General features: G+C 42.5%; 17 protein-coding genes. 7 read left to right on the top strand and 10 right to left on the bottom strand.

Annotated elements, in window-relative coordinates; all coding sequences use genetic code 11:
• Window positions 1-11: 11 nt before the first annotated feature.
• Window positions 12-2,471: a beta-galactosidase GalA gene (gene galA, locus MUCPA_RS08965; RefSeq protein ID WP_008505871.1), complete on the top strand. Its 2,460-nt coding sequence runs from the start codon at window positions 12-14 to the stop codon at window positions 2,469-2,471.
• A gap of 95 nt (window positions 2,472-2,566) precedes the next feature.
• A complete protein-coding gene (locus MUCPA_RS36905; protein WP_008505868.1) occupies window positions 2,567-4,786 on the top strand; it encodes a GDSL-type esterase/lipase family protein in 2,220 nt (739 codons plus the stop codon).
• 86 nt (window positions 4,787-4,872) lie between these two features.
• Here the strand turns inward: MUCPA_RS36905 and MUCPA_RS08955 are convergent, their stop codons facing one another.
• Window positions 4,873-5,457, bottom strand: coding sequence for a hypothetical protein (locus tag MUCPA_RS08955; RefSeq protein ID WP_008505867.1), 585 nt, complete (start codon window positions 5,455-5,457; stop codon window positions 4,873-4,875).
• A 153-nt stretch (window positions 5,458-5,610) separates the two neighbouring features.
• Between MUCPA_RS08955 and MUCPA_RS08950 the strand changes: the two genes are divergently transcribed.
• Window positions 5,611-5,958, top strand: a complete 348-nt coding sequence (locus MUCPA_RS08950) for a hypothetical protein (RefSeq protein ID WP_157543851.1) — start codon at window positions 5,611-5,613, stop codon at window positions 5,956-5,958.
• Window positions 5,959-6,010: 52 nt separating this feature from the next.
• On the opposite strand, the gene MUCPA_RS08945 is transcribed toward MUCPA_RS08950, so the two are convergent.
• Together MUCPA_RS08945 and MUCPA_RS08940 are read right to left on the bottom strand one after the other, a co-directional pair.
• Window positions 6,011-7,114, bottom strand: coding sequence for an outer membrane protein assembly factor BamB family protein (locus tag MUCPA_RS08945; RefSeq protein ID WP_008505865.1), 1,104 nt, complete (start codon window positions 7,112-7,114; stop codon window positions 6,011-6,013).
• Window positions 7,115-7,125: 11 nt separating this feature from the next.
• Window positions 7,126-7,836 (bottom strand): hypothetical protein, encoded by a 711-nt coding sequence (locus tag MUCPA_RS08940; RefSeq protein WP_008505864.1) that lies wholly within the window; start codon window positions 7,834-7,836, stop codon window positions 7,126-7,128.
• A 538-nt stretch (window positions 7,837-8,374) separates the two neighbouring features.
• Between MUCPA_RS08940 and MUCPA_RS08935 the strand changes: the two genes are divergently transcribed.
• Window positions 8,375-11,335 carry a glycosyl hydrolase 115 family protein gene (locus MUCPA_RS08935; protein WP_217220437.1) on the top strand — a complete coding sequence of 987 codons (2,961 nt, stop codon included), beginning with the start codon at window positions 8,375-8,377 and terminating at the stop codon, window positions 11,333-11,335.
• Between the two features lie 211 nt (window positions 11,336-11,546).
• Here MUCPA_RS08935 and MUCPA_RS08930 read toward each other — a convergent pair whose 3' ends face one another.
• Entirely contained in the window at window positions 11,547-11,921 is a 375-nt protein-coding gene (locus tag MUCPA_RS08930; protein WP_008505862.1) for a winged helix-turn-helix transcriptional regulator, read from the bottom strand.
• Window positions 11,922-12,000: 79 nt separating this feature from the next.
• Here MUCPA_RS08930 and MUCPA_RS08925 point away from each other — a divergent pair, with 79 nt between their 5' ends.
• Window positions 12,001-12,882, top strand: coding sequence for an NmrA family NAD(P)-binding protein (locus MUCPA_RS08925; RefSeq protein ID WP_008505861.1), 882 nt, complete (start codon window positions 12,001-12,003; stop codon window positions 12,880-12,882).
• 590 nt (window positions 12,883-13,472) lie between these two features.
• On the opposite strand, the gene MUCPA_RS08920 is transcribed toward MUCPA_RS08925, so the two are convergent.
• From MUCPA_RS08920 to MUCPA_RS08895, 6 genes are all read right to left on the bottom strand, one after another.
• Window positions 13,473-14,066: a hypothetical protein gene (locus MUCPA_RS08920; RefSeq protein ID WP_008505860.1), complete on the bottom strand. Its 594-nt coding sequence runs from the start codon at window positions 14,064-14,066 to the stop codon at window positions 13,473-13,475.
• Between the two features lie 136 nt (window positions 14,067-14,202).
• Complete coding sequence (locus MUCPA_RS08915; protein ID WP_008505859.1) at window positions 14,203-15,372, bottom strand: Acg family FMN-binding oxidoreductase; 1,170 nt, start codon at window positions 15,370-15,372, stop codon at window positions 14,203-14,205.
• Between the two features lie 186 nt (window positions 15,373-15,558).
• A complete protein-coding gene (locus MUCPA_RS08910) occupies window positions 15,559-15,939 on the bottom strand; it encodes a rhodanese-like domain-containing protein (RefSeq protein WP_008505858.1) in 381 nt (126 codons plus the stop codon).
• 85 nt (window positions 15,940-16,024) lie between these two features.
• On the bottom strand, window positions 16,025-16,900 hold the full coding sequence (locus tag MUCPA_RS35840) for a helix-turn-helix transcriptional regulator (RefSeq protein ID WP_050982053.1): 876 nt from the start codon (window positions 16,898-16,900) through the stop codon (window positions 16,025-16,027).
• Between the two features lie 429 nt (window positions 16,901-17,329).
• A complete protein-coding gene (locus tag MUCPA_RS08900; protein WP_157543850.1) occupies window positions 17,330-18,184 on the bottom strand; it encodes a hypothetical protein in 855 nt (284 codons plus the stop codon).
• Window positions 18,185-18,713: 529 nt separating this feature from the next.
• Window positions 18,714-20,459, bottom strand: a complete 1,746-nt coding sequence (locus MUCPA_RS08895; protein WP_008505849.1) for a sensor histidine kinase — start codon at window positions 20,457-20,459, stop codon at window positions 18,714-18,716.
• 400 nt (window positions 20,460-20,859) lie between these two features.
• Here MUCPA_RS08895 and MUCPA_RS08890 point away from each other — a divergent pair, with 400 nt between their 5' ends.
• Both MUCPA_RS08890 and MUCPA_RS08885 read left to right on the top strand, forming a co-directional pair.
• Window positions 20,860-22,194, top strand: a complete 1,335-nt coding sequence (locus MUCPA_RS08890; protein ID WP_008505847.1) for a sigma-54-dependent transcriptional regulator — start codon at window positions 20,860-20,862, stop codon at window positions 22,192-22,194.
• A gap of 429 nt (window positions 22,195-22,623) precedes the next feature.
• The gene (locus tag MUCPA_RS08885) at window positions 22,624-24,111 is read left to right on the top strand and encodes an outer membrane beta-barrel protein (protein WP_008505846.1); all 1,488 of its coding nucleotides are present in this window, start codon (window positions 22,624-22,626) and stop codon (window positions 24,109-24,111) included.
• Window positions 24,112-24,151 lie beyond the last annotated feature (40 nt).

Raw genomic sequence — 24,151 nt, 5'->3', positions numbered from 1 at the left:
AAATAATTTTGATGAACCGGGTGTTTAAAAAGTGGCTTTGGGGAGGCGGGTTGTCGTTTCTTTCTGTTTTATTTTCTGTTGAGGCCTCAGCACAAAATGGCTTAACTCCCTTGTCGGCAAGGGAGAGGGAGAATTTTGATCTTAGTTGGCACTTCCACAAAGGCGATATAGCTATCAAACGTGCTGTTAAAGCTGCCGGTTACGGTGGGCTAACAGATATCAATGTCAAAGTTGAAACCAATAAAGAAGCTGTGATTGCTTATACCGATGTGGATAAAGCATCTGCGTTTAAACCTGAAGACTGGAGGGAGGTCAATCTTCCGCATGATTGGTGCGTGGAGGGAACCTTTGTTAATGACAGATCAATCGGGAGCGCACCTGCTGTAAGCGGATACTTGCCCGGCGGGATAGGTTTTTACAGAAAAGAATTTGAAATACCCGAAACAGATAAAGGAAAAAAGATAACGATAGAGTTTGACGGGATCTTCAGGAATAGTACCGTTTGGGTTAATGGCCAGCTCATGGGTAGGCATCAAAGTGGCTACACACCATCAAACTATGATTTGACTGATATCTTACGTTATGGTAACGAAGGTAAAAACGTTATCCTGGTGAAGGTAGATGCTACCGAATACGAAGGCTGGTGGTATGAAGGGTGTGGAATTTACCGCCATGTTTGGCTCAATAAAACCGACCGGCTTCATGTTGACCGGTTTGGTACTTATGTTACTACAGTGGTTTCGCCCAACGAAGCTGCCGTAACCATAAAAACCACGGTAAAAAACGAATATAAAGCAGCTAAAAACATAACGCTCATCTCTAAAATTGTAGATAAAAAAGGTGTAGTACTTGATACAAAAACATCATCTCAGTTAATTGCGCCTTTGAGTACAACCGAGTTTTCGCAAAAAGGTGCTATCAAAAAGCCCCTGCTTTGGTCGCCCGAAACGCCAGACCTTTATAAAGTACTGACTGAGGTTTCTGAAAACGGGAATATCATCGACACCTATGAAACCACATTTGGCGTACGAACAATCGAAATCAACCGGAATGGAGTGTTTTTAAACGGAAAACTTTATCCCGTAAAGGGCACCTGTAATCACCAGGACTTTGCCGGCATCGGCGTTGCCCTTCCCGATAAAATAAACTGGTATAAATTAAAGCTGCTCAAAAATATGGGCAGCAATGCCTATCGTTGCTCTCATCATCCCCCTACGCCTGAACTGCTGGACATGTGCGACAGCCTGGGTTTGCTTGTGTTGGATGAAAACAGGCTTTTGTCGAGCTCGGAAGAAGGGATAAACGATTTAACCACTATGCTATACAGGGATCGCAACCATCCATCCATATTTATGTGGAGCATGGAAAACGAAGAAGCGATACAAGGCACAGTAACCGGGGCAAGGATACTTGAAACCCTGGTTAAAACTACCCATCAAATTGACCCTACACGCCCTGTTACCGCTGCCATGAATCATGGCCGGAACGAAGGCGGGTATAGCGATGTGCTGGATGTTGTGGGTTATAACTACGGAGATAAAGGATTGGCTTATGTAAAAGATCATGAAAAATATCCCAACCGGATTGAGTTTTGTACAGAATCTACCAGTTTCATATCCACCCGTGGCGAATATCAAAACGATTGGGGGAAAGGTTATGTTTCAAACCTGAGGCTATGGCAACCCAATTGGGGCCCGCTGCCGGGCGAAGACTGGGCCGACATTGTTAAATACCCCTATCTGGGAGGCTTGTTCGTTTGGACAGGGTTTGACTACCGGGGCGAACCTACGCCATACCAATGGCCCTGCGTTACCTCTCATTTCGGCTTTATGGATATATGCGGATTCCCCAAAGACGGGTACTACGCATACAAGGCGGCCTGGACAAACGAACCGGTAGTTCATATTTTTCCGCATTGGAACTGGCCCGGTAAAGAAGGGGAGAGCATACAGGTGCATTGTTATACTAATTGCGACGAAGTAGAGCTATTGCTCAACGGCAAAATAATAGGTAGGCAAAAGGCAGTTCCCTATACTAAACTGATATGGAAGTTGGTATACCATCCTGGTAAACTCGAGGCCAGGGGCTATAAAAACGGCAAGCTGGTAACCAAAGATATTGTTGAAACAACAACAGCCCCCGCACAGTTGGCGATGCAAAGCGATTGCAAGATGATTAAAGCCGATGGTACCGATGTGGCTGTGATACAGGTGGCCATTCAAGATGCCAAAGGTAGGGTTGTGCCTACAGCCGGTAACCTGGTTAAGTTTTTTATAGAAGGCCCCGGGCAAATTATTGGCACAGGCAATGGTAACCCCAGCAGCCATGAACCGGATAAAGCCAGCCAGCGCACAGCCTTCAACGGGTATTGTTTGGTGCTGGTTCAATCCTACAAACAGGCCGGGGAAATCAGGTTAAAAGCTTCTTCCGAAGCGCTTAAAGGGGGCGAGGTTGTTATCAAAGTTAAATGACGTTGAGCTATCAGAATATAGCCGGTCCGGTCAGCAGGGTTTTGCAATAAACCCGGAACCAGGAATATATTCCAGTTTTAATAACTATAACACGTATGAAATTAATTATAAAACTCGGTTTCTTATTATTCATTACGGCTGCGGCTACAGCACAGTCTGTTGAGCAAACGAAGAATACGCTGCATGCCGGTTATGTGTCGCTCGAAGGGCAATCGTTACCCAAAGGCATCCCTGCTGATGCCGACGGCAATGTACGCTGGGTTAGCACGCCTATGCTCAGGCTGATACGCACAACATCCAAATCGGCCAGGGGGACTATATTGCTGATGCCTGGTGGTGGGTACCAACTGTTAAAATTAAAAAACGAGGGTATAAAAACGGCATCGTACCTTAACGCGCAAGGGTTTGACGTGGCTATACTTTACTATCGTGTTGCCGCGGAGCAGCAAACCCGTAACATGGCTTTGCAGGATGCCCTAAAGGCATTTAGGATGCTTAAAGCAAACCGGGCGTCCCTCGGCTTGCGTGGCCTTCAACTGGATATGATGGGTTTTTCATCGGGCGGGCATCTTGCTGCCCGGACTGTACAGCGCCTTAGCCCAAACGAGCAGCCCGATAAGCTGATATTAATATCGCCTGAATATTTGGATGAAACCTTAGCCGGAACTGTTTTCCCGGCGGTTATGCCTCCGCTTAATCCGGGCCCGGTATTGTTTGCCACTTTTTCGGCTAATGATAAAAAAGCCTGCATTGCCAGTTGCAGCGAATATGCTAAAACATGGAAGGGATACGATGGCGAAGAAACTTTTACCTTGCTGCCCGATAGTGCCTATATTTTGGGCACAGATACTAACCCGTTTGATAAAAAACTAAAATTACCGGGTTTACTCCAAACTTTTTTAACAACCACGCCGCCTGTTAAAGTTGAAGATGTGAACCCGTCTTCCATCCCTGTTGAAGGGTATAGCCCAAAACGCCATGCCGAAAAATCAGCAGCCGTTGCGAAAGAAAAATTCGACCTCATTATGCTCGGTAATTCCATTACCAATAATTTTGAAAAATCGGCCTATCAATCCGTATGGAATCAGTTTTATGCTCCTCGGCATGCCATTAACCTGGGCTTTAGCGGTTACCGCACCGAAAACATACTCTGGAATATACAGCATGGCGAACTTGATGGCCAATCGCCAAAGGTATTGGTGCTCGAAATAGGCACCAATAATATTGACGAAAAAAACTATCCAACCCGACATACGGCAGGCCAGCTTGCGGGCGGTATAGCTGCTATTGTAAATGTAGTTCGCCAAAAATTACCCTTTACCAAGATCATTATTTTAAGGTGTTTCCCGGGTTGCTATGGAGGGCCAAACCCTACGTCGCACCGTGCTATTTTAGAACGTGCATCAAACATCGTATCCAAAATGGCCGATGGGGAAAATATTTTTTATTGCGATGTAAACCATGTGTTTTTGAATTTTGACGGCTCCATCAATCGCGACTTAATGCCCGATTACCTGCATCCCAGCCCAGCCGGTGCCAAACTATGGGCACAGGCCATGGAACCACTGCTCAGCAAGCTAATGGGCGATCAATCTTTAGATACCGATGTCCCTGCCAATACCGCCATTGTTCCGGTTATAAAGTTAGAGAATGATAGTTATAACTGGTTTGACCGCCATGCCGAAGTCCTTCGGATTAAGGATTCCATCAATCCGCAAATTGTGCTGATCGGTAATTCTATTACCCACTTTTGGGGAGGCGAGCCAAAACTGAAACATGCCGATGGTACACCCCGGAAACCGAATGGCCCAAATTCGTGGGCGGGTTTATTCGGGCAGTACAGGGTACTTAACCTGGGTTTTGGCTGGGACCGCACTCAAAATGCACTTTGGCGGTTAGACAACGGCGAGGTTGACGGGCTCCATCCACAAACCGTGGTAATTGATATCGGTACCAATAACACCAGCCAGACCGATAATGCCCGGATGAATACCGCACCCGAAATTGTTGACGGGATCCGCGCTGTTTGCCTGCGTGTGCGCTCAAAACTGCCGGGTGCACAAATTATATTAATGGCGGTTTTCCCCCGCGAACAAAATCCGGATAACCCGCGCAGAATACTGATCAACGAAATAGATAAGTTACTGGAAGCCTTTGCCAAAGAGCAACATTTAACCTACGTAGATATTGGCCCTAAATTACTGGCAGCCGACGGTACCTTTCTGCCCGGAATGATGCTCGATTTTACACACCCGACAGACAAAGGATACCAGGTATGGGCCGATGCCCTGCGTCCCTTAATTGCTGAGCCTTGATGGTGTTGATATTGATGAAAATTGAACTTCAATAGGTAGGAGATGATTTAAGCTTATCGCTGCACAACGTGAGGAGATCTTTACAATCAGTGTACTTGTTTCACCATCCGGATATATTTCTGGTCGCAGGCATCAAGTTGAACATAATGGTTCATGGCATTGCCCGAATTTTGGATCATGATCTCGTTGTTTGACCACGAACCGCTTATACCTACCGGCAGTTTAAGCGATTTGGGTTCTTCATCGTCTTTGAGCTGCGAGATATCGCCTTCGTTTAACGCCCAGGGGATGCCTGTGAAAATAATATATCTAACCCCTTGATTGTTTGAATGTGAAACTTTGAGAATACCCTTGTGAACCTTGCCTGCTACGTATAATTTATAATGGTACACATTTTTTACTTTTGTAATGTCTGCATTTATATCGCAGCTATCATCAAAACCCTCTATAGCCCTGGCTAAATAATGCCCTTCAATACTCAAGCCTGCAACGGCGGATTGGGTAATAGCTTTTCCTTTTTTTGGGGCTGTCCGATTGACTTGCCTGTTTGAAAGCGTAGCCATATTTGATGTGCTTGCCAACTTAGCTTCCAATGGCTGTGCCGTAGCACCTAAAAAGGCTGCGTTTAAAATGAAAAGTAAACCTAAAACCTTGATATTGGTTATATACATTTGACGCTTATGTGAGTAATAGCCTATGCAACGCTTAGCTATACAATATGTTTGACTAAAGGCTTTAGTGGCACGGCTATTACTCCATCGCAGGTAAACATTGGCTTCCTATCAGCGTTACAACTATATCCATAAAGCATTGCAACTAAGCGAGTGATGATAATTGATGATATTAAAATAAAATACCTGACTGATTTTGAACGCATAGGAAAAGAGGCATTAACTAATTGCGGTTTTACCTATGAGATGCTGCCTGCCGCCCCACATTTCCCGGAGGGGTTTGAGATGCTGCTCAAAAAAGGTAGCATTAACTATCTGTTATCTTTTTCTACCCATCATCTGGACTTTTCGGACGGCGTAATGGTTTGCTTATCTCCGGACCAGAAAATCCATTATGAATTTAGGGTTTTGCCGCCGCCAGGAAAAGATTTTGCTGAAAACAGGTATGGTTATAACGATAAGGAAATTGAGCGACTGGTACGCGATATTTGTTTATTGTAGCTGTGTAGTAAGATACAGATACGCCAATGGGCGATGTGTTACGATTTTGATTTTACTCGGCAACCATGTAGGTGCCTGTAAGTTCGTTTATTGTTTTTTTAGTCTGGTATATCATCTTATCTGCTTTCAAGTCGCGGCTGGTTTTATACAGCCCATTATCGGTACACCAGTAATAATAAAAGCCATTGGCATAATACATCATACCAACCATATCGTTTTTAGTGAGCCTTTTTTGTCGTAATATTTTACCATTTGCAGCATCGAGCACAAATATACCATTTGCGGCCCCCACGCTGATCTCATTTCCAGCAATCGCCAAAGAGCGGGCTATAACATCACCCGGTAAGGTAGCCTCCCAGTCCGGTTTACCTGTTTTTTTATCCAATAGTATAATCGAGCGGTAGCCATACAGCAATTTATCCTTACTTGTAATAACCTTGCTGCTACCTGCATCTGCGTTTTCCGGAATAGACGTCCATAGCTGGTTCAGGTTGCTGTCAAAGCCAAAAGCTTGGCCATGTTCATCTGCTACATAAATGCAATCGCCGTCAACGGTGGTTTCGTTCGGTATGGGGGTTTTAAAATCTAATGCTTCCAATTGCTTACCCGAATTTGGGTCCAACGTCATCATCCGGTAGCCTAAGTTAAGCACCAGTTTATTTTGAACTACAGAAGGCGAAAAATCAATCGGAATGTTCAGCTGGTGTGTCCATAACACCTTTTTTGATGCCAGGTCTACAGCTTTAATTTCGCCTTGTGTACTGGCATAAATCATTCTGTTTTGATAAATTACCGGATATTGTGAAAAAAAGGCATCAATCACTTTGTCCAGGTCGTAATGATAATAAGCATGGTTTTCGGATAGCTTATCCTGGTAGCTCCAATTGATTTTACCGTTTTGCTTATTTACCTCAATGATATGCTTATCGGTATAAGCCTTGATCAATTTATCGCCTTTTAAGCTGAAGAAGGATAATTCCGTTCTTCCGGTGTCGCCGGGAATGCTCCAGTTCAATTGGTCGGTTTTCAGGTTAATGCTATACAAGTCGTCATTACTGGTGCTAATGTATAAGGTTGACCTGAGCGGATCTTGCTCTTTACACGAAAATAGGCCCAGGCCTATTAGTGCCAGAATGATATATTTAAATTGATGCATCGTGCGGGTATCTATCGTTTGTTCAATTTATAATCGAAAGGGATAGTTTGGCTGTAATCCGTTACATACCAGGTATTGGGGTCGCTTTCCAGTTTTACAAAATCATAAACAATGCCCAGCGGCTGTTGTATATTGCCTATGTTTTCATTTTTGTTGTTAAATGCCGATACCATGCAGGTTACCCTGGCTATTTCCTGATGATGATTTGGTGTTTGCTGGAGAGGGGCGTTATAACACTGGCCCGCCCTGATGTGTGCCTGCCGGGGCCGAATTAAGTTAATAAGTTCTTCTCCATAACGCCTCACCAGCGCCTGCTCTACTTCCTGATCGGTAGGTTTATCAGTTGCCTTCTGCAATTTTGAAAAATCTGTTTTCCTGATACGCTCCAGGTCTTCTTTATAGCTGGGCGGTACATAGCCACCTTGCTTAATTTGCGCGGCCAGGAACACCGTGTCAACCGGCTCCATGGGGGCGGGCAACGCTACATCTGTAATAACAGTATCCGCCGTGTTTAATGCTGCTTTTTGCGCTTCACTTAAATTTTCCGTACGATCATGTCTATTAAACAAGCTTGTTATCATACTATAAAGCTCGCGTACATGCTCCGGCACATGCCGAAAACCAAGCCAGTTGGCAAATGCCAGCATTAAAAGCAGAAAAATGACACCCGCTATAATGGTCTTTTTGAATCGTTGGAAAAAAGATCTTTTTTGGTTCATCATAAAAGGTTGTGTTGATGGTTGAGCCGGAACGTAAGTTAGGTACAACGATAGGCCGTAAATAAAAGCTTTTTGGGTTTAAATTATATGGCTTGGCGTTACGGCAAGCATTTTTGTAATAGAATGGATTTGCTTTAAAAATGTTTCCGGGGAGATGGATTTTGTTGGCAAATTGTTGATATAGAATTAAATAAAAGGCTGAATTAATGTTCCGGCAGCAATCGGTATGATGTTAAATCATGATTGTTTTGGCTGATGCGGTATCATATCCGGATACCAGCAGCAGTAATTTGTTATAGATAAACGGGAAGCCATTCGTGATCTCAACCCTACAATCGGCTTATATACTCCAAAATACCTACAGCAAGGGGTGTTCGATACATCTATGCTATATAATTCGACAATCGTTCTATAGGAGGTTTTGCTGCCTGGTTACATTTGCCTGGTGAGAAAGTGGGGTGATGAGGTTTACTTTTTAAAATTAAAACGTATGATCAGCCAGCGACGATTGGCGAATCAATACGTGACTATAACCTATGATATGATGTTAAAAAAAAATATAATCCGTTGTTTGCTGATTGTTGGATTAACTATTGCCGCTGCCTCTGCCGATGCGCAGATTCAACCCGGCAGCATTCCGCAATATATAGTCCACAACAGAACAGTGGCAGCCTTTCCTATAGTTTCCAACGGCAAGGCTGCTACCATCGTGGCTGACCCCGAAGATTGGAAAGGAGTAATACGTGCAGCAAACGATCTGGGGGATGATATACGTAAAGTGACAGGCATATTGCCTGCGGTGGTGCAAAGCCAAACTTTAAGCCAGGGCGCTATCCTGGTGGGCACTATCGGCAAAAGCCGCATCATTGATAAACTTATTGCTGATGGTAAGATCAACGTTTCATCGGTAAAAGGACAGTGGGAATCTTTTGTGATACAAACCGTAGGCAAAAACCTGGTTATTGCCGGGAGCGATAAAAGGGGCACTATATTTGGCATTTATGATGTTTCTGAAAAAATCGGCGTATCACCGTGGTACTGGTGGGCCGATGCTCCTGTAAAAAAAAGCAGCAACCTGTATGTAAAATCAGGCAAGTATATCCAGGGTTCGCCTAAAGTAAAATACCGAGGTATTTTTATCAATGATGAAAGCCCTTCGTTTTCAGGCTGGGCTAATGCAAAGTTCGGCGGCATCAATTCCAAAATGTATGTGCATATGTTCGAGCTGCTGCTGCGCTTAAAGGCAAACCTGCTTTGGCCGGCCATGTGGGGCAATGCCTTTAACGAAGATGACCCGATGAGCCCTGTACTGGCAGATGAATATGGCATAGTGATGGGAACTTCGCATCATGAACCCATGATGAGGGCTCAGAAAGAATATACCAAGCGAAAGGATGAAATAGGGCCCTGGGATTATACTACCAATGCTGAAAAGCTGCAAAAATTTTGGTATGACGGGCTGGAGCGAAATAAAAACTTCGATAACCTGATCACCATAGGTATGCGCGGCGACGGAGATGTGCCCATGGGTAAAGGGGAAGATGAGGCGAACATTAAAACATTACGCTCAGTAGTAGCCGATCAGCAGGATATTATCGGCAAGGTTTATGGTAAATCCCCGTCGTTAGTGCCCCAGGCCTGGGCTATATTTACCGAAGTGCAACGCTACTATGACGCCGGTTTAAAGGTGCCGGACGACGTTACGCTGTTGTTTTGTGATAACAATTGGGGATACATTAGGCGAATCGGTCCGGAAAAGGAAAAAAACCGCAAAGGAGGATTAGGGCTTTATTATCATATTGATATGAACGGCGGACCGTGGAGCGACCGCTGGATAAATACCACCACACTGCCAAAATTGCACGAGCAGCTCAACCTGGCCTATCAAACAGGGATCAACAGGGAGTGGATCATCAACGTGGGCGACCTTAAACCTAAAGAGCTGCCCATCGACTTTATTATGCATTATGCCTGGAATCCCGACGCTATTCCGGCAAGTCGAATTTCAGACTATACGATAAATTGGGCCGAAGGCATTTTTGGAAAAACACATGCTCAAGAGATTGCTGATATTGTTGCTAAATACGCCAAGTATAATTTGTGGCGCAAACCCGAAGTTCAGGATCCACGCTTATTTAGTTTCGTAAATTATCATGAAGCAGACCGCCAGTTTAAGCTCTGGAGTGATCTGGCCGCTAAAGCGGAAGCGATCGAAAAGCAAATACCGGCTGAAGCAAAGGATGCTTATTACCAGTTGGTACTTTACCCGGCCAAAGCATCTGCTGGCGTTGCCGAGATATACCTGGATGCAGGGCGTAACAACCTTTATGCCCGGCAGGGGCGCGTAAGCGCAAATGACTATGCCAAACAGGCGCGTGATTTGTTTGAACTGGATCAACAATTAAGCAACCGTTACAACGACTCGATTGCCGGTGGTAAATGGAAAAACATGATGCTGGATGTACACATCGGTTACAAGCAATGGTCCATGCCGCGTCAAAACCAGTTACCGGAGCTAAAGGAAGTCAGTCCGCTTGCTTCTCCCGCAATGGGTATTGCCGTTGAGGGCAGCGAACAGGCATGGCCCGGAACCGAAGCCAGGGCGGAACTACCTGCATTTGATGTGATTGGTAAGCAGCGTTATTACATCGATGTTTTTAACCGCGGGAGGGGAGCCTTTCAATTTACAGCAAGTGCCGATCAACCCTGGATTAAATTGACCGCGACAAAAGGAACGGTAGAAAAAGAAATCCGGCTGTATGTTGATATCGACTGGAAATCTATAGCCGATGGTAAAGTTAAAGGTAACGTTAAAATCCAACAGGCAGATACAGCCATAACGGTTGCCATAACGGCTATAAAAATAAATTTACCGCATACCGGGCAGCCTTATTTTGGCGGTTGGGGTGAGTTTTCTATCCCGGCTCAAAAATTTAGTGTTAATGTACCCGGGCGGGATGCTCAATGGATACCCTTGCCAGATCTTGGCCGGTCGGTGGCCTGCATGGGCATTAGCCCGGTAACGGCTCCCAGTGCCAACGCTGAAACGGCTGCAAGGCTTGAGTATGCGATATTTCTGCCCGATACAGGCCTCGTTAAGGTATGCCTCGGTATTTTGCCTACACAGGATGTAAATCCTCAAAGAGGTTTAAGGATAGCTGTTTCGATAGATGATCAGGCACCCCAGATTCTTGATGCGCGTAAAGGATTTCACGATGAGTTTAGAGAATATACCCGGGCCAGCCTCGCTATGTCTCCGGGCTTAAAGCCACTGCCGCCGATCGGAGAAAATTATGCCCTGGTATCACGTGGTAAACCACGCCGCGATGAGGTTTTTGATAATTTGAGATGGCTCGACGTTAAACTGGATGTTAACAAAGCGGGTATGCATAAGCTCAAAGTGTTTATGATAGACCCAGAGGTGGTGTTGGATAATATCGTTATTAATCCAGACGATAAATATCCGAGTTATTTTGGTGCACCGGCTAATGAGCACCAGTAAGGGTTTTGTTCTTAGTTCGGTAAATCCTCGGTCACGCATTATCCCAGCATAAGGCGTTCTTTCCTCGCCTTAAAACGATATCAGGAACCGGTCATCGCTTTGCTATTATAGACCATCGGGACAACTCCCGGTGGGTTTCACGCTCATTAATCTTGCGCCAGCCTTCACCGCAGCTTTTTCCTGGTAAAACAGTTGATCTAATAAAAACTAACTAATCCATGCTCTTTTCGTATTCGTTCTCCATATCTTTAAATGCCCAGGATGCCATAGCCTCTATAACGGGAAGCAAACCTATCCCGGATTTGCTGAGCGTATAGGTAACATACGGCGGAACCACCGGCCTGGCATGCCTGATCACCAAGCGATCAGCTTCCAATTGCTTCAGGTGCTGTATCAGCATTTTCTCTGTAACAGCTGGTATGGCCTTTTTTAGTTCACTGTAGCGTTTGGCACCTGCCGACAGGTGATATAGGATAATGGGTTTCCAATAACCGCCAATTTTTTCCATTACATACGTTACCGGGCATTGTTCCAAAGCAAATTGCTTATTTGCCTGTATAGTTGATGTTTCTTTAATAGCTGCCATGGTTACTTACTTTGGGGTATGTACTTGTATAAAAGTAAGTTCAAATATACCTTTGTTGTGCAATAAAAATAAATCAAATATGAAAATTACCATCGCAGGTTCATTAGGGAATATAGGAAAACCGCTGGCAGAAAATTTGGTATCCGCCGGACATTCGGTTACCGTGATCAGCAGTCGGCAGGAAAGAGAAAACGACATTGTAGCATTAGGGGCCACCGCGGCAATAGGTTCGGTGAATGATGCCGGATTTTTAACCGGTGCATTTAACGGCGCCGATGCCGTATTTACCATGACTCCGCCAAACATGGGCGGAGCACAGGTGATTGCTAATACCATTGATGCCGGTAAAGCTTTTGCAGCAGCCATCAAATTATCAGGGGTGAAGCGCGTGGTGATGCTGAGCAGTATCGGTGCCGACTTGCCGGAAGGGAACGGCCCCATTGCCGGATTACATCACATTGAAGAGATATACCAGGAGCTTGATGGAGTATCGGTAACATTTCTGCGGGCCGGTTTCTTTTACAATAACTTTTATAACGATGTGCCTTTGATCAAAGGGCAGGGCATCACCGGGGGCAATTATCCGGGTACTGTTAGTATGCCTTTGGTTCACCCAAGGGATATTGCCAAAGCAGCAGCCGAAGAATTGCAGCAGAACACCACAGTTAAAAATGTACGTTATGTGGTAGGGGATATTCGTAAACCTAACGATGCTGTCCGGGTTTTAGGGGCCGCAGCTGGGCTTCCGGAATTGCCTTGGATTGAGTTTACAGATGAGCAAAGTTTCCAGGGAATGGTTCAGGCCGGGCTGCCAGATGAAATTGCGGGTTTATACACCGAGATGGGAGCCGGTTTTAGAAAGGGAATGATACAGCAAGACTTTGAAAAGAATGGTTCGCCTGTAAGCGGGCAGATCACTTTAGAAGATTTTGCGACTGAATTTGCCAAAGCTTTTAATTGACCGCAAATTTTTAATCCCTCAACCGGCTTATAATGGCATTAATGTAAGTTGTTGATTTTCAGTGCTAAATTTCTCTCCACCATGTCATTCCGACGGGAGGAGGGATCTTCTAAAAGCGGTAAGTATGCGTCATGTTCGGTGCGCTGGTTATCAATGTGCTATCTTTGCTGAGATAATCAGTATTCATAATTTAGAACATCGGCACGCTCAATCGCCGCGTGAAGGGCTTATTACTTTTTGTCTTGATACAAAAAGTAACCAAAAAAATCAAGACTGCCCGATCCTTCTACCCACAGGCCAGCTCCCGGCCCGGCGTGCAGTCAGGCTTTTGCGCACTTTTCCTATCTGCGCAAAATAGCCTACAGGTTTCAAATGTCATCCCTGTTTTTTTCGGGGTGAGGCCCGGTGGGATACTCATGATGATGCGGATTCAACATCCGCTTGAACGGTAAGCGCATAAAACCGCTTGAATTATGTACATGATATCGGTTAAAGGGTTTGCAAAAGACAACCCTTTAACTCATATTTTTTTGAGAATTTATTTTTGCGACAATGGCGGCTTTTTGCTTGTGATACCAGTAAACGCCGATTTAGTACTTGCTCCAAAGCCTGAACCCTAAGCGCACTACGGGCGATATATCTGCAGTTGGTACTTTATAAGTAACACCATTAAAATCAAGGCTGTTTTCTTTCCTTAAATAAAGATGAAATCCTGGCTGAACATAAAAGCAGCGGCCTAAAAAAAATTGGTAGCTTGCACCTAAGCCAGTGTCTGTGCTCCGCAAATCCTGTTGGTTACCGGTGCTTTTTTGCGTAATGGTAAATTTGTGAAATTCCAGGTAGCTGTAAAGTTCAAGGTTTTTCCATACGTTATAACCGTAGAAGATGCCCGGCGACGTATCATAATACCGTTTAAAGTTTGCCGAAGAATTGTTGATGCCGGCAGGTTCGGCATTGTAGGTACCACCATTTATGATACTTGCTCGCAGCCTGAATTTTTTATAACGGTAGCCTACCGCAAAATGATAGCCGCCTGTAAAAAACATCGGTACCAGGCTTTCAACTTCTATAGCCTGTTTTACTTCGTAATTTGGTGGATTTGGATGCCAGAATGTATTGGTTTGGGCTATGGCGCAGGTAACAGGCAAAAATAATGCGATGAGGGAGATAATGCCTTTTTTCATGTGAAGGTTTGAATTAGGAGTGCTTTGTAAGGAGGTTATAAAGGTGTTTTTACAAGGCCGCTCATGTTATGCAATTTTAAAAAGCGTTACACATTTTTAGGGGTAAATTTTTCATTAACACATGCCAATAGTTAACTTAAGTTGTGTTTGGCCGGATAAACCAATCAACAGGGCGCCTTAACGAAACTGGTTGGGGGTAATTTTTCACATAGCCCGTCCGTAAAACAAATTGCACCGTATCGCTTATCCCGGTGATTTGATTGATGGATTGTTTGTTGTTGGTTTCTTCTAATATTTGTGTCATCGGGTGGATGGCTATGTTTCTGCCCCGCACATCCACAAAAAGCCTTTGCATACGCATTCCTGTTTCAAGCAATTGGTTTACACTACTGCCTTTGCTGCTTATTAATAGCCAACCCGCAGACTGTGATACCTGCCGTTTCACCTGATCAATGCTCTGCTGCCTGAAAGCGCTTTTCATCACATCCGTCTTGTCATAAAAATTGCGCAAATACCAGGCAGTTAAACCTTCAATTTCCATCCCCGCAAGGGTAAGCCCATCACGATAGCGCTCTGTATCTTTACTTGTAAAACGGATCCAGGTAGCCAGTTCTGCCTGCGCCGCATTGCGGTAGGCTTGTTGCCGGTTGGCTTCAATGGTTTGCTCGTTGATGAGTTTGTATTCTTTTGCGGTATTGGGTACAAAGTGGAGAAAGTCTGTCTGCCCGTTTATTAAATAAGCAAGGTCTTCTTTGCTTAATGCATCCACAAGGTATTCTGACCTGATTGTTCTGCGTAGTTTAATTTTTTGAATATCATACTGAGCTGTGTTGCCAGTTTTTGTTAATATCACATTTAGGATATTTTCGTCCTGGTTGGTTGCTGCCAGCATGGTAAACTTACAATAGTAACCCAGGTGGTGAGCAGCATACTCCAGGTTTTGAACAAAAGCGCCGATAGATAAAATAGTTTCACGCTGTTGCGGGTCAACGCCCGGCAGCCATCTGCCTCTGTCGTTACAGATCAACCAATGATAGGGTTGAACATATTTGATGAACCAGGGCTGTGTATTGTGCCCGCTTGGGGCGAGCGAGGCCAAAAACAAAATCGCCTCCTCGTCGGCCTTTAAAGGGAATTTTTCTATTTCACCAGGGTTAATATCATCACGTACCAAATTGCTTGTGTCGCTTGTTAAATAGTAAGCAGAACCTGCAATCAGTACAGCACCTGCCGCAATCCCTAAAAAACGTTTCCGGTCCATCGTTTTGGTGCTAATGCTGTTGGGCGGGGTTAAAAAACTGTTCATGGGATTTTAAGCAGGATGAATTAACATCTGTAAAACTGCCCAATCTTTTTGTTGCATGGAATGATTAGTGTTATGTTAACTAATGATTCCCGGCAGATTGTCCAAAGCTGGCACACGCCAAAGGCGTGTGCCTTAACAGGTTAAATTACATATATTTCATTTGAGCATTTAATACCCCAATTATGATTATGCAACATCAAACCCGGCATCTTTCCAGGCCTTAATGCCGCCATCTAAATGAGCAACATGATCATATCCCATTGATTTTAACGACTGAACCGCCAATGCCGAACGTCCACCTGAGGCACAATGCAGAACAATCCTTTTTTCAGGATTAAAAACGGGTTTATAATAAGGCAAATTTGGATCTGCATAAAACTCAAGCATCCCGCGGGGCGCAAGAACCGAGCCCTCAATTTTACCATTTTGAATAAGTTCTTCGGCCTCCCGAATGTCAATTAAGATGGTGTTTTCACTTTGCAACTCTTTTTTTAATTGCTGCGGGGTGATGTTTTCAATATTCGCTTTTGCTTGGTTTACAAGTTCGATAACTGATTTTATAGCCATAATTATTTTTTTAATGAGGTTACAAACCTATTTAGTTTATTAATTACAGGCATTGCTTAAAAGTTCAAATATGTGCTTATAAAGTTCAGCAATTTTTATCCTTTATTGAGGATGGGGGATAACCGAACTGACCAAGAAACGCCCGGCTAAAATGCGAAGGGTTTTCAAAACCACTTTCAAACGCGGCCTCCTTAACCGATTTATTAGCATTTTGTATTAAATTTCGGGCATGTTCCAGGCGTTTTGTCAGCAACCATTTACCTGGCGTTACGCCGTATATTTTTTCAAACTCACGCTTAAATGCCGATAAACTCATCAAACAAAGTTTTGCAAAATCTTTTAGTTTTAAATTGAAGCAAAAGTTCTCTTCCATGGCAGTTTGTAAATTCAATCCCTTTGGGTTGCTAACTACCAGATCAGCATACAACAGTATTTGGTTATTTAGCGGATTACTGGTTAAAATTAAAATAAGTTCCCTGAATTTCAGTTGCAACAACAGCGGTTCGGGGTTCGGCTTGCCATCAAAATATACCATCATGTTTGCAAAAAAAGCTTCCAGATACCTGTCGCTGTGAAGGTTTAAAACCGGTTCAAGTTTTGCAACTGCATCTTTTTTTCTTGTTGTTGCGTTTAGTTTGTCTTTTAAAACATTGCAGATAAAATCATCACTCACAAAAAATAACAGAAGGCAAAATTTGGCATCAAAAAACTGTTCAATTATACAAGCGCCTTTTCGCACAAATACAAGTGAGCCTTCTGTTAAATCATAAATGCCTGATGAGGTATGCCACACTTTGCGGCCTTTAGCTACGTAAACAATATAATTATGGTGGCTCCAAATATCCTGATATTTATTTTCTACACCACAGTTAAACATGGTGAACAAATTATCGTCACACTTTAGGCTTTTAAATACAGGTGCATTATCTGAAATGTAATCATAAAAATTAAACATCATCATTTAGCTGTGCAATGTGCATTCTCAGTATTTTTTTATGCTACTCATTAAAATATTCGGCTTGAGTAGTTTTAACGGTGAATTGATCTCTGCCAATTCTTATTCCATTAACGTCACTAACTTTATCTATTTTAATATATAGGTTATCAGTTCGTGATTTTTAGTTAAATGTAGATAAAAAATTGCAAGTCTGAATTTGCTGTTAAATACAACGCTTGCGGTAGCGGGGGCGGGCATTCTGCCTATTCCAGGCCACGCACCATAAGGCGATCAGTTTTTGTGCAAGCCGGTGCCGGTTATGCTGGATATAGAAGATTTCCGCGAAGATGCCTTTGTTGGAGCTGATGCAACCGGTCAGCCAATCATACTTCGTGACGCTGAAGATAGTCTTTCGGAAAGGCTGGGCCAGCTTAGTGTAGTGTGGATGCCAAATTATACAGATGGCCCGTTCCCAACCTTCCGCAATAAATTAACGCCAATAAAATAAGGTAGCATAAAAGGAACCGCAGGAATGGATACAACGAAATTTAACGTACCAAATGGCTCCGGCAAGGTAGGCGGCAATACGTCAAATAAAAAAAATACCAGGCTTATTCCGATGTAGATATGACAAGCGGCCGGTTTAAACCAGCCTGCTTTTTTTAATGATAGGACAAAAGCTGTTGTTGCGATATAAACAAGCGCAGCCACCATCATATTGATATAGAAAAACTGATTGCGCAGCGGCAATACCCACTCAGGTGTTTTTTCTATGGCCGATGCCGCCATGATGCGGTATAGTTTAGTCAAATAAAAACCCCAGAAAGACATATCAATCAAATAAATTGGTATGGCAATTTGAATAGCTATGAAGCCAAGCAAGGCGTAAAAATTACCCGGTGTGTTTTTTAACTTTTCTCTTAATATGGCATATCCAAAGGCAATGAGCAGACCCATTGCCAGCAGAAAATAATACCTTGTTAATTGTTCGTTGGCAGATGCCACCCATAGTTTAGGACTTTCATAAGGAGGCGCACCTAAGCCAGCAAACATGGAAGAAAGCATGGTAGGTATAATGAAAAATAGCGCACATGCAGCAATGTGTTTCTTTTCTACATCATTTGTTTTGATCACAAAAGCGCCAAGAACCCACATTGCTATGATCATTAAAACAACATTGACAAGCCAAATTGGTAAATAGATCTTATAACTTACATAGCCGATACCCAGGCCAAATACGATTGTTAAAATTGGAACAAGCGTTAGATATAGCTGGCTCAAATTGCGTTTAAATAGTTTTGATGGCATAATGATTGAAAATAAAACGTTTAAAATTATTTTCTCGAAAAAATAACCCATTAAGAGCCATAAGCTAAGTTACAAACTTGTAATTGTAAAAAATATACAAACTGATTTATTTTCGCTGTTTATCAGTTTATTATAATTATTGTTAGAAATATTTAAATGGCCGACGATTGCTAAAAAACAGATGATCAATTAATGGAATAAGCAGACAAAAAACTAATCATCAAGTACCTCTATAACCATGACCAATGTACCGCGGAAGAAAACCGCAGGGTACAGGAGTTACTGCAACTCCCCGCTGCCGCAAGCGTGCTCACTTGTGATCATCATGAAAAGTAGCCAACATGCTATGAGGTCCGCGGCGTAAATGGATTTGTAAGTTGTTCAATCCGCACAGGTGAGCACGCTTGCGGTAGCGGGAGGTGAATGGATTTGCAAGTGTTAAATCCACAAGCACCTTGCGGTAGCGGGGGGCTTGTATAATTATTTATATGCCCAGGAAATAATCGACAGTTAAAACTCTTTGTGTATGTTAACTTGTGGGTAATAAAAAGAAAAACTTACTTCCCTCGCCAATTTTGCTTTCTACCCCTATTTCGCCGCCTTGTGCCTCTATAAAATCCTTTGCAATTGCCAACCCCAAACCAGTACCCGGCACAGAGAATTCAGAGCCCGGCACTTTAAAATATCTTTCAAATATTCTCGGCAGGTAAATCTCCTCTATCCCCTTTCCGTAATCCTTCACTGAAAATTCGATCCTGCCTAATGAACTTTTTTTAACCGTAACATCAATTATTGATGATTGCGGACTGTATTTAATCGCATTTGTTAAAAAATTAATTAATACCCAAGCAGTTTTATCAGGATCGGCCCAAACTTCAGGCACGTTTTTGGAGCATTTTACATGAAGGGTTATTTCTTTTTGTTCGGCAATAAACCGGATGGCTTCGCAAGTGTAATTAATAATGTTTTTAGGGTCGGTGCTTCCAAAATTAAGCAATAGCTTGCCAGTTTCAACCTGTCCCATATCCAGCAATTCGCTCGTGATCTTTAATAACCGGTTACTATCGTCATTAATATTATTAATAAGTTCCTTTTGGGATTTGGTAACTGTTCCGTATCGCTTATCTTCCATTAATTTTAAGCTCATTTTAAGTGATGAGATCGGTGTTTTTAGTTCATGCGAGATGGTAGCTATAAAATTGGTTTTAGCCTCATCAAGCTTATAAAACCGGGTGATGTTTTTTAGCAATATAAAATATCCTTTTCGTTTTAAACTGCTTTTATGCTCTTCTGTTGAACCCTCATTCGGAACACCTATTTCAAAAAGCTCTTTTGTAAAATAACTAAGTTCTCCATCCAGGTATAATTTCAGGTCATTTAGATCTTCCGTTTTGTCGGTTAATGTACGGAACAGATCATTTTGTGAGGCCACTTCTTCGGTAGAACTGCCAATAATATCCTTTTCCTCCACACCTAATAATTTAACTGCAACCGGGTTTATAAATAAAATCAGTTCATTTTCATCGAAACCAATAATTGCGTCTGTTACATTTTTTACAATGGTTTCAATCCGTAGCTTTTCCTGTTTTATTTTAGCCTGGCTGCTGTTTTCGTAAGCAAAAAGTTTTGCCGCCATTTGATTAAATGCATCAACAAGGCTATAAAATTCATTTTTAGATGAAAACAGGAGGCGCTTATCGTAGTTTTTATTTGCAATTTCTTTAATTCCTTCAGTAAGATCGTTAATAGGTTTGGTAACATAATCTGGAAATATAAGCAGGAAGAGAAACGCAATTATTAAACAAATTGAACTGATAAGTACCACAATTAATATAGCCAAGTTCGCCTTGTTTTCCGCCATTTTGTTTTTGTTCTCCATGGCGTCAATATTAACCTCCATGATGCCGTAAGAGGATTTTTGCATTTTAATCCGTAGTGCGGCAGCAAGAACAGGGTTACTTAAAGACTTTCGAAAACGCCTGAAATCGGTATCAAGTGAATCTGCAAGTGCTTTTTCTCCTATTTCTGTTATGTCTGCCTTTTCCCTCTTGATATTGTATTCAATTGTTTCAAGCTCATCGTTATTGGGAAGGCCTGGAAGATCGAGTACCTTGTTGATGTTTTTTGTGAATACGATTGAGGTTTCATTATTTCTTAAAATCGCTTTTGAATTTTCTGAAAGCTTGTATATATAATAGGCAGCCAGCCCTGAACTTAATAAGGAGATCAGGAAAAGGAAACCAATGCCCGCACGTAAATTGTTTTTGATACTCATAGAAACTAAATACCGCAGGCAAGTAATATGCCATAGAATATATAAAATCAATTAAATAAGCAAATTGCTTATAGTCAATTGATTATGTTAAAATTGCTCATTGCTGTTTACCTGATAACTTCCCAATCCGATAGATAGGATAATCAATTTGATAGGGTATGACTGTTGGTAGCCGCTAACAATAATTCAACTTGCTTCCTCAATGTCATTTTGAGAAAAAGCCATATCAAAATGAAGGTGTTTTATTGGCAAAAAATCTCAGTAAGGGTATAATAAACCTTAATTTATGCATTAAACGCAGTATTTTAAAATTAGGCATGTTTTTGGCAAGGGGTTGGTGATCTGTGCAAAAAACAAAGCTACAGAACATCAATTACCCCGGACAATAATAATATATGTTATGCTATCAACGATACTGATTTTGGAAGATGAAAATAAATTCGGGGGCTTATTATCAAGAATTATAGAGGCAGAAGGCTACAATGTTTTACAGGCACAGTCTGCAAGGGCGGGTTTAAAGCTCATGGATAGTCATGACGTAAGGGTTGTAATAAGCGATGTTAAATTGCCAGATGCCAATGGCGTTGACCTGGTGAAACGGATTAAGGATATACATCCCTTTGTAGAGATAATTAACCTGACTGCATTTGGTTCTATCAAGGATAGTGTAAGAGCTATAAAAAACGGTGCGTTCGACTATATTATGAAGGGCGATGATAATGACCGTATTATCCCTATCGTAAACAAAGCGGCCGAAAAAGCCAATTTACAATTCCAGATTCATCAGTTGGAAAAGAGGCTAAACCACCATCATACCTTTGGTGATATTTTGGGGAACTCGCCCGCTACTGCCGAAGCTATCTTACTGGCGCAAAAAGTGGCACATACACCCACAACCGTGTTATTAATGGGTGAAACAGGTACGGGTAAAGAAATATTTGCACAGGCAATACATGAAGCAAGTGATCGGAGTAATAAACCGTTTATTGCTGTAAACTGCAGTTCATTCTCAAATGAGTTATTAAAAAGTGAACTATTTGGGCATGTGGCAGGTTCTTTTACCGGCGCATTAAAAGACAAAAAAGGCCTATTTGAAGAGGCTGACGGGGGCACACTTTTTTTAGATGAAATAGGCGAAATGAATTTGGAACTCCAGGCACGCCTGTTACGGGTTTTGGAAGACGGGACCTTTAATCGTGTTGGAGACTCAAAAAGTATGAAAGTAAATGCGCGCATTATTGCCGCTACCAATAAAGACTTAAATTATGAAGCTGAAAATAACCTGTTCAGGCTTGATCTGTATTATCGCCTGGCTGTATTTACTATTCATCTGCCTCCGCTACGCGAGAGGAGAGAGGATATCGAAGTCTTGGCCAAACATTTCTTGAATGAATTTTCGACTAAGTTGAACTGCAAAGTGAAAAAGATGGACGATTTTTTTTTAAACGTGCTAACTCATCATCATTGGAAAGGCAATATACGCGAACTTCGAAATGTAATGGAAAGAGTTGTCATTATTGCCGGTTCAGATACACTGACTTCTGATTTGCTTCAATTTGATTTTTTTACCGACGATCATGACAACTTCAGTTCGGCTCTTAACCTGTCAGGCATAGAAAGTCAATATATCCGTAAAGCAATGGCCCGTTCAAAGGGGAATAAAGCAGAAGCTTCGCGATTGCTGGGGATCGGCTTATCCACTTTATACAGAAAGCTGGAAGAATATAAGCTCTAAAAAGAGCTACCGGTAAGCAATTTGATTGGTTGCTTTGTGAGTGAGCCCGCCTGGTTACTTTAGAAGTAATCGGCGGGCCTTTTTTATTCCCAAAATGAGAAGGTATTCAAATAGATTTCTGTTTTTTACCGCTTTGGGAATATTTTTATTACCAAAACCATAAAAAAATCGGTTTTAGTCCCACATTGATTTTCATATTTTAAATTTCTCGTTTTTCTTTTCTTACCTCTGGCCAATAAATCATTTTTCTGCTTCATTGTGAGAATTTAACCTTCCCAGGTTGACAAGGTTTAATGATTATGGATAATTATATTTTTTTATAAGTTTCTCATTATTAGTTTTTTATTATGAAAAATTACCTATTGGCATTATAGTGGCATAGCTGGATTCGATATAAAATCAAACCAATTTTTATTAATTATTAAAAGCATGAAAAAACTACTTACACTCATTTTACTACTCGGATCTTTTTGCAGAGTATCAGCGCAAATCAGTGCTGCTACCACGGCTATGTTTGCAAAAAGAGATACCGTTGCTGAAAAAGCAAAGGCGGATTCTATTAAAAAAGCCATGGATAATGCCGCGCCTTTGGCTTATGCCGATTTTTCGTGGCTTAACGGAAATAACCGGCAATCGTCAAAATTACTGGATAACGCCTACTTTACAGGCGATTTTACTTTCGATGTAAATTACACCCAATCCAACAATCACCCGAACGATAATTTGGTAACGGGATCAACTGCCTTAGCACGCAACGGCGAGGTTGACTTATCAATGATCGCTATTGGCGGCGATTTCCATTATGACCATATACGCGGCCGTGTGATGTTGCAATATGGTACACGCGCTACAACAGTGCCACGAAATGATTATAGCGCCTACAGAGGTGAATATGACCTGCCAACTGCCTATCGCTACATAAGCGAAGGTTATGCCGGTTATCATTTTGACGCAATGCATGGTATCAACGTTGATATGGGTATTTTCATGTCATACATAGGTTTGATGTCTTACAACAACTTTGAGAACTGGTCTTATCAACCATCTTATACTTCCGACAACACACCATGGTTCTTTAATGGTATCCGCGTTCAGATGTTTCCCAGTGTAAAAACCAAACTCGAATTTTGGTTTATCAACGGATGGCAATCCTATGGCATGTTTAATAAAATGCCAGGCCTCGGTTTTGCATTTGTAAACCAACCTAACCAACGTACTAAGATCATCTCCAATAATTATTTTGGAACAGATGTTGCCGGCGCGCCGGATGTGAAAAGGTACCATACCGACAACTCGATCGAATATTTATATCTCGATCGTGCAAATAAAACAGGCCCCGGTATCAAACGTATGGCATTCTCTGCCACTGCCGACTTCGGCTTTCAGAGTGGTACAGCTCCCGGAAATGTAGTTTACTCGGCCTTTGGGGCAAACGCCTCTAACTTCCTGAGCGCTATGGTATATAACCGGATGTGGTTTGGCGATCAGGCTAAATGGGGTTGGACCATAGGTGGCGGGGTTATGTCTAACCCAAGCCATTATTTATCAGTAGTACCTCCCGGGCTTGCTACCGACTCCTTTATAGCCGGTTCCACACCCGGTGCGAAAATGGCCGGTTGGGATGCCTCTACCACCCTGGACTATAGTCCCAATCAATTTATGACACTTCGTCTTGAATTTGTGCACCGCTTTATGAACATCCCTTATTTTGATGGGCCAAACGGCGTTACAACAGGGCCGGGTGGAAATGGTTATCAAACTAACCCTCAAACCAGTTTCAATACAAACTCATACATCCCAAACCCGCCAACCATAGTTAACGCATCGGGCCAAACAGTAGCTAACCCCAATTTTGTTCCGTATGATTTAGTAAACTCTGATAGCAGGGTTATAGTTGCTTTGATAGCAAGATTTTAAAACAATACAATCAAGTCCCATTAGCTGGAAATGGCACTTG

Source organism: Mucilaginibacter paludis DSM 18603 (assembly GCF_000166195.2).
GTDB lineage: Bacteria > Bacteroidota > Bacteroidia > Sphingobacteriales > Sphingobacteriaceae > Mucilaginibacter > Mucilaginibacter paludis.
Note: the sequence above shows the minus strand (reverse complement) of the source record. Positions and strands in the feature narration are given on the sequence as shown.

What these genes read in the sequence shown, in the direction of transcription:
- MUCPA_RS08920 (WP_008505860.1), bottom strand. Translation starts at nt 14,066, where the DNA reads ATGAAAAAAGGCATTATCTCCCTCATCGCATTATTTTTGCCTGTTACC.
- MUCPA_RS08910 (WP_008505858.1), bottom strand. Translation starts at nt 15,939, where the DNA reads ATGGCTATAAAATCAGTTATCGAACTTGTAAACCAAGCAAAAGCGAAT.
- MUCPA_RS08925 (WP_008505861.1), top strand. Translation starts at nt 12,001, where the DNA reads ATGAAAATTACCATCGCAGGTTCATTAGGGAATATAGGAAAACCGCTG.
- MUCPA_RS08940 (WP_008505864.1), bottom strand. Translation starts at nt 7,836, where the DNA reads ATGATGAACCAAAAAAGATCTTTTTTCCAACGATTCAAAAAGACCATT.
- MUCPA_RS08895 (WP_008505849.1), bottom strand. Translation starts at nt 20,459, where the DNA reads ATGAGTATCAAAAACAATTTACGTGCGGGCATTGGTTTCCTTTTCCTG.
- MUCPA_RS08945 (WP_008505865.1), bottom strand. Translation starts at nt 7,114, where the DNA reads ATGCATCAATTTAAATATATCATTCTGGCACTAATAGGCCTGGGCCTA.
- MUCPA_RS08930 (WP_008505862.1), bottom strand. Translation starts at nt 11,921, where the DNA reads ATGGCAGCTATTAAAGAAACATCAACTATACAGGCAAATAAGCAATTT.
- MUCPA_RS08955 (WP_008505867.1), bottom strand. Translation starts at nt 5,457, where the DNA reads ATGTATATAACCAATATCAAGGTTTTAGGTTTACTTTTCATTTTAAAC.
- MUCPA_RS36905 (WP_008505868.1), top strand. Translation starts at nt 2,567, where the DNA reads ATGAAATTAATTATAAAACTCGGTTTCTTATTATTCATTACGGCTGCG.
- MUCPA_RS08890 (WP_008505847.1), top strand. Translation starts at nt 20,860, where the DNA reads ATGCTATCAACGATACTGATTTTGGAAGATGAAAATAAATTCGGGGGC.
- MUCPA_RS08915 (WP_008505859.1), bottom strand. Translation starts at nt 15,372, where the DNA reads ATGAACAGTTTTTTAACCCCGCCCAACAGCATTAGCACCAAAACGATG.
- MUCPA_RS08885 (WP_008505846.1), top strand. Translation starts at nt 22,624, where the DNA reads ATGAAAAAACTACTTACACTCATTTTACTACTCGGATCTTTTTGCAGA.
- galA (WP_008505871.1), top strand. Translation starts at nt 12, where the DNA reads ATGAACCGGGTGTTTAAAAAGTGGCTTTGGGGAGGCGGGTTGTCGTTT.
- MUCPA_RS08935 (WP_217220437.1), top strand. Translation starts at nt 8,375, where the DNA reads ATGATGTTAAAAAAAAATATAATCCGTTGTTTGCTGATTGTTGGATTA.
- MUCPA_RS35840 (WP_050982053.1), bottom strand. Translation starts at nt 16,900, where the DNA reads ATGATGATGTTTAATTTTTATGATTACATTTCAGATAATGCACCTGTA.
- MUCPA_RS08900 (WP_157543850.1), bottom strand. Translation starts at nt 18,184, where the DNA reads ATGCCATCAAAACTATTTAAACGCAATTTGAGCCAGCTATATCTAACG.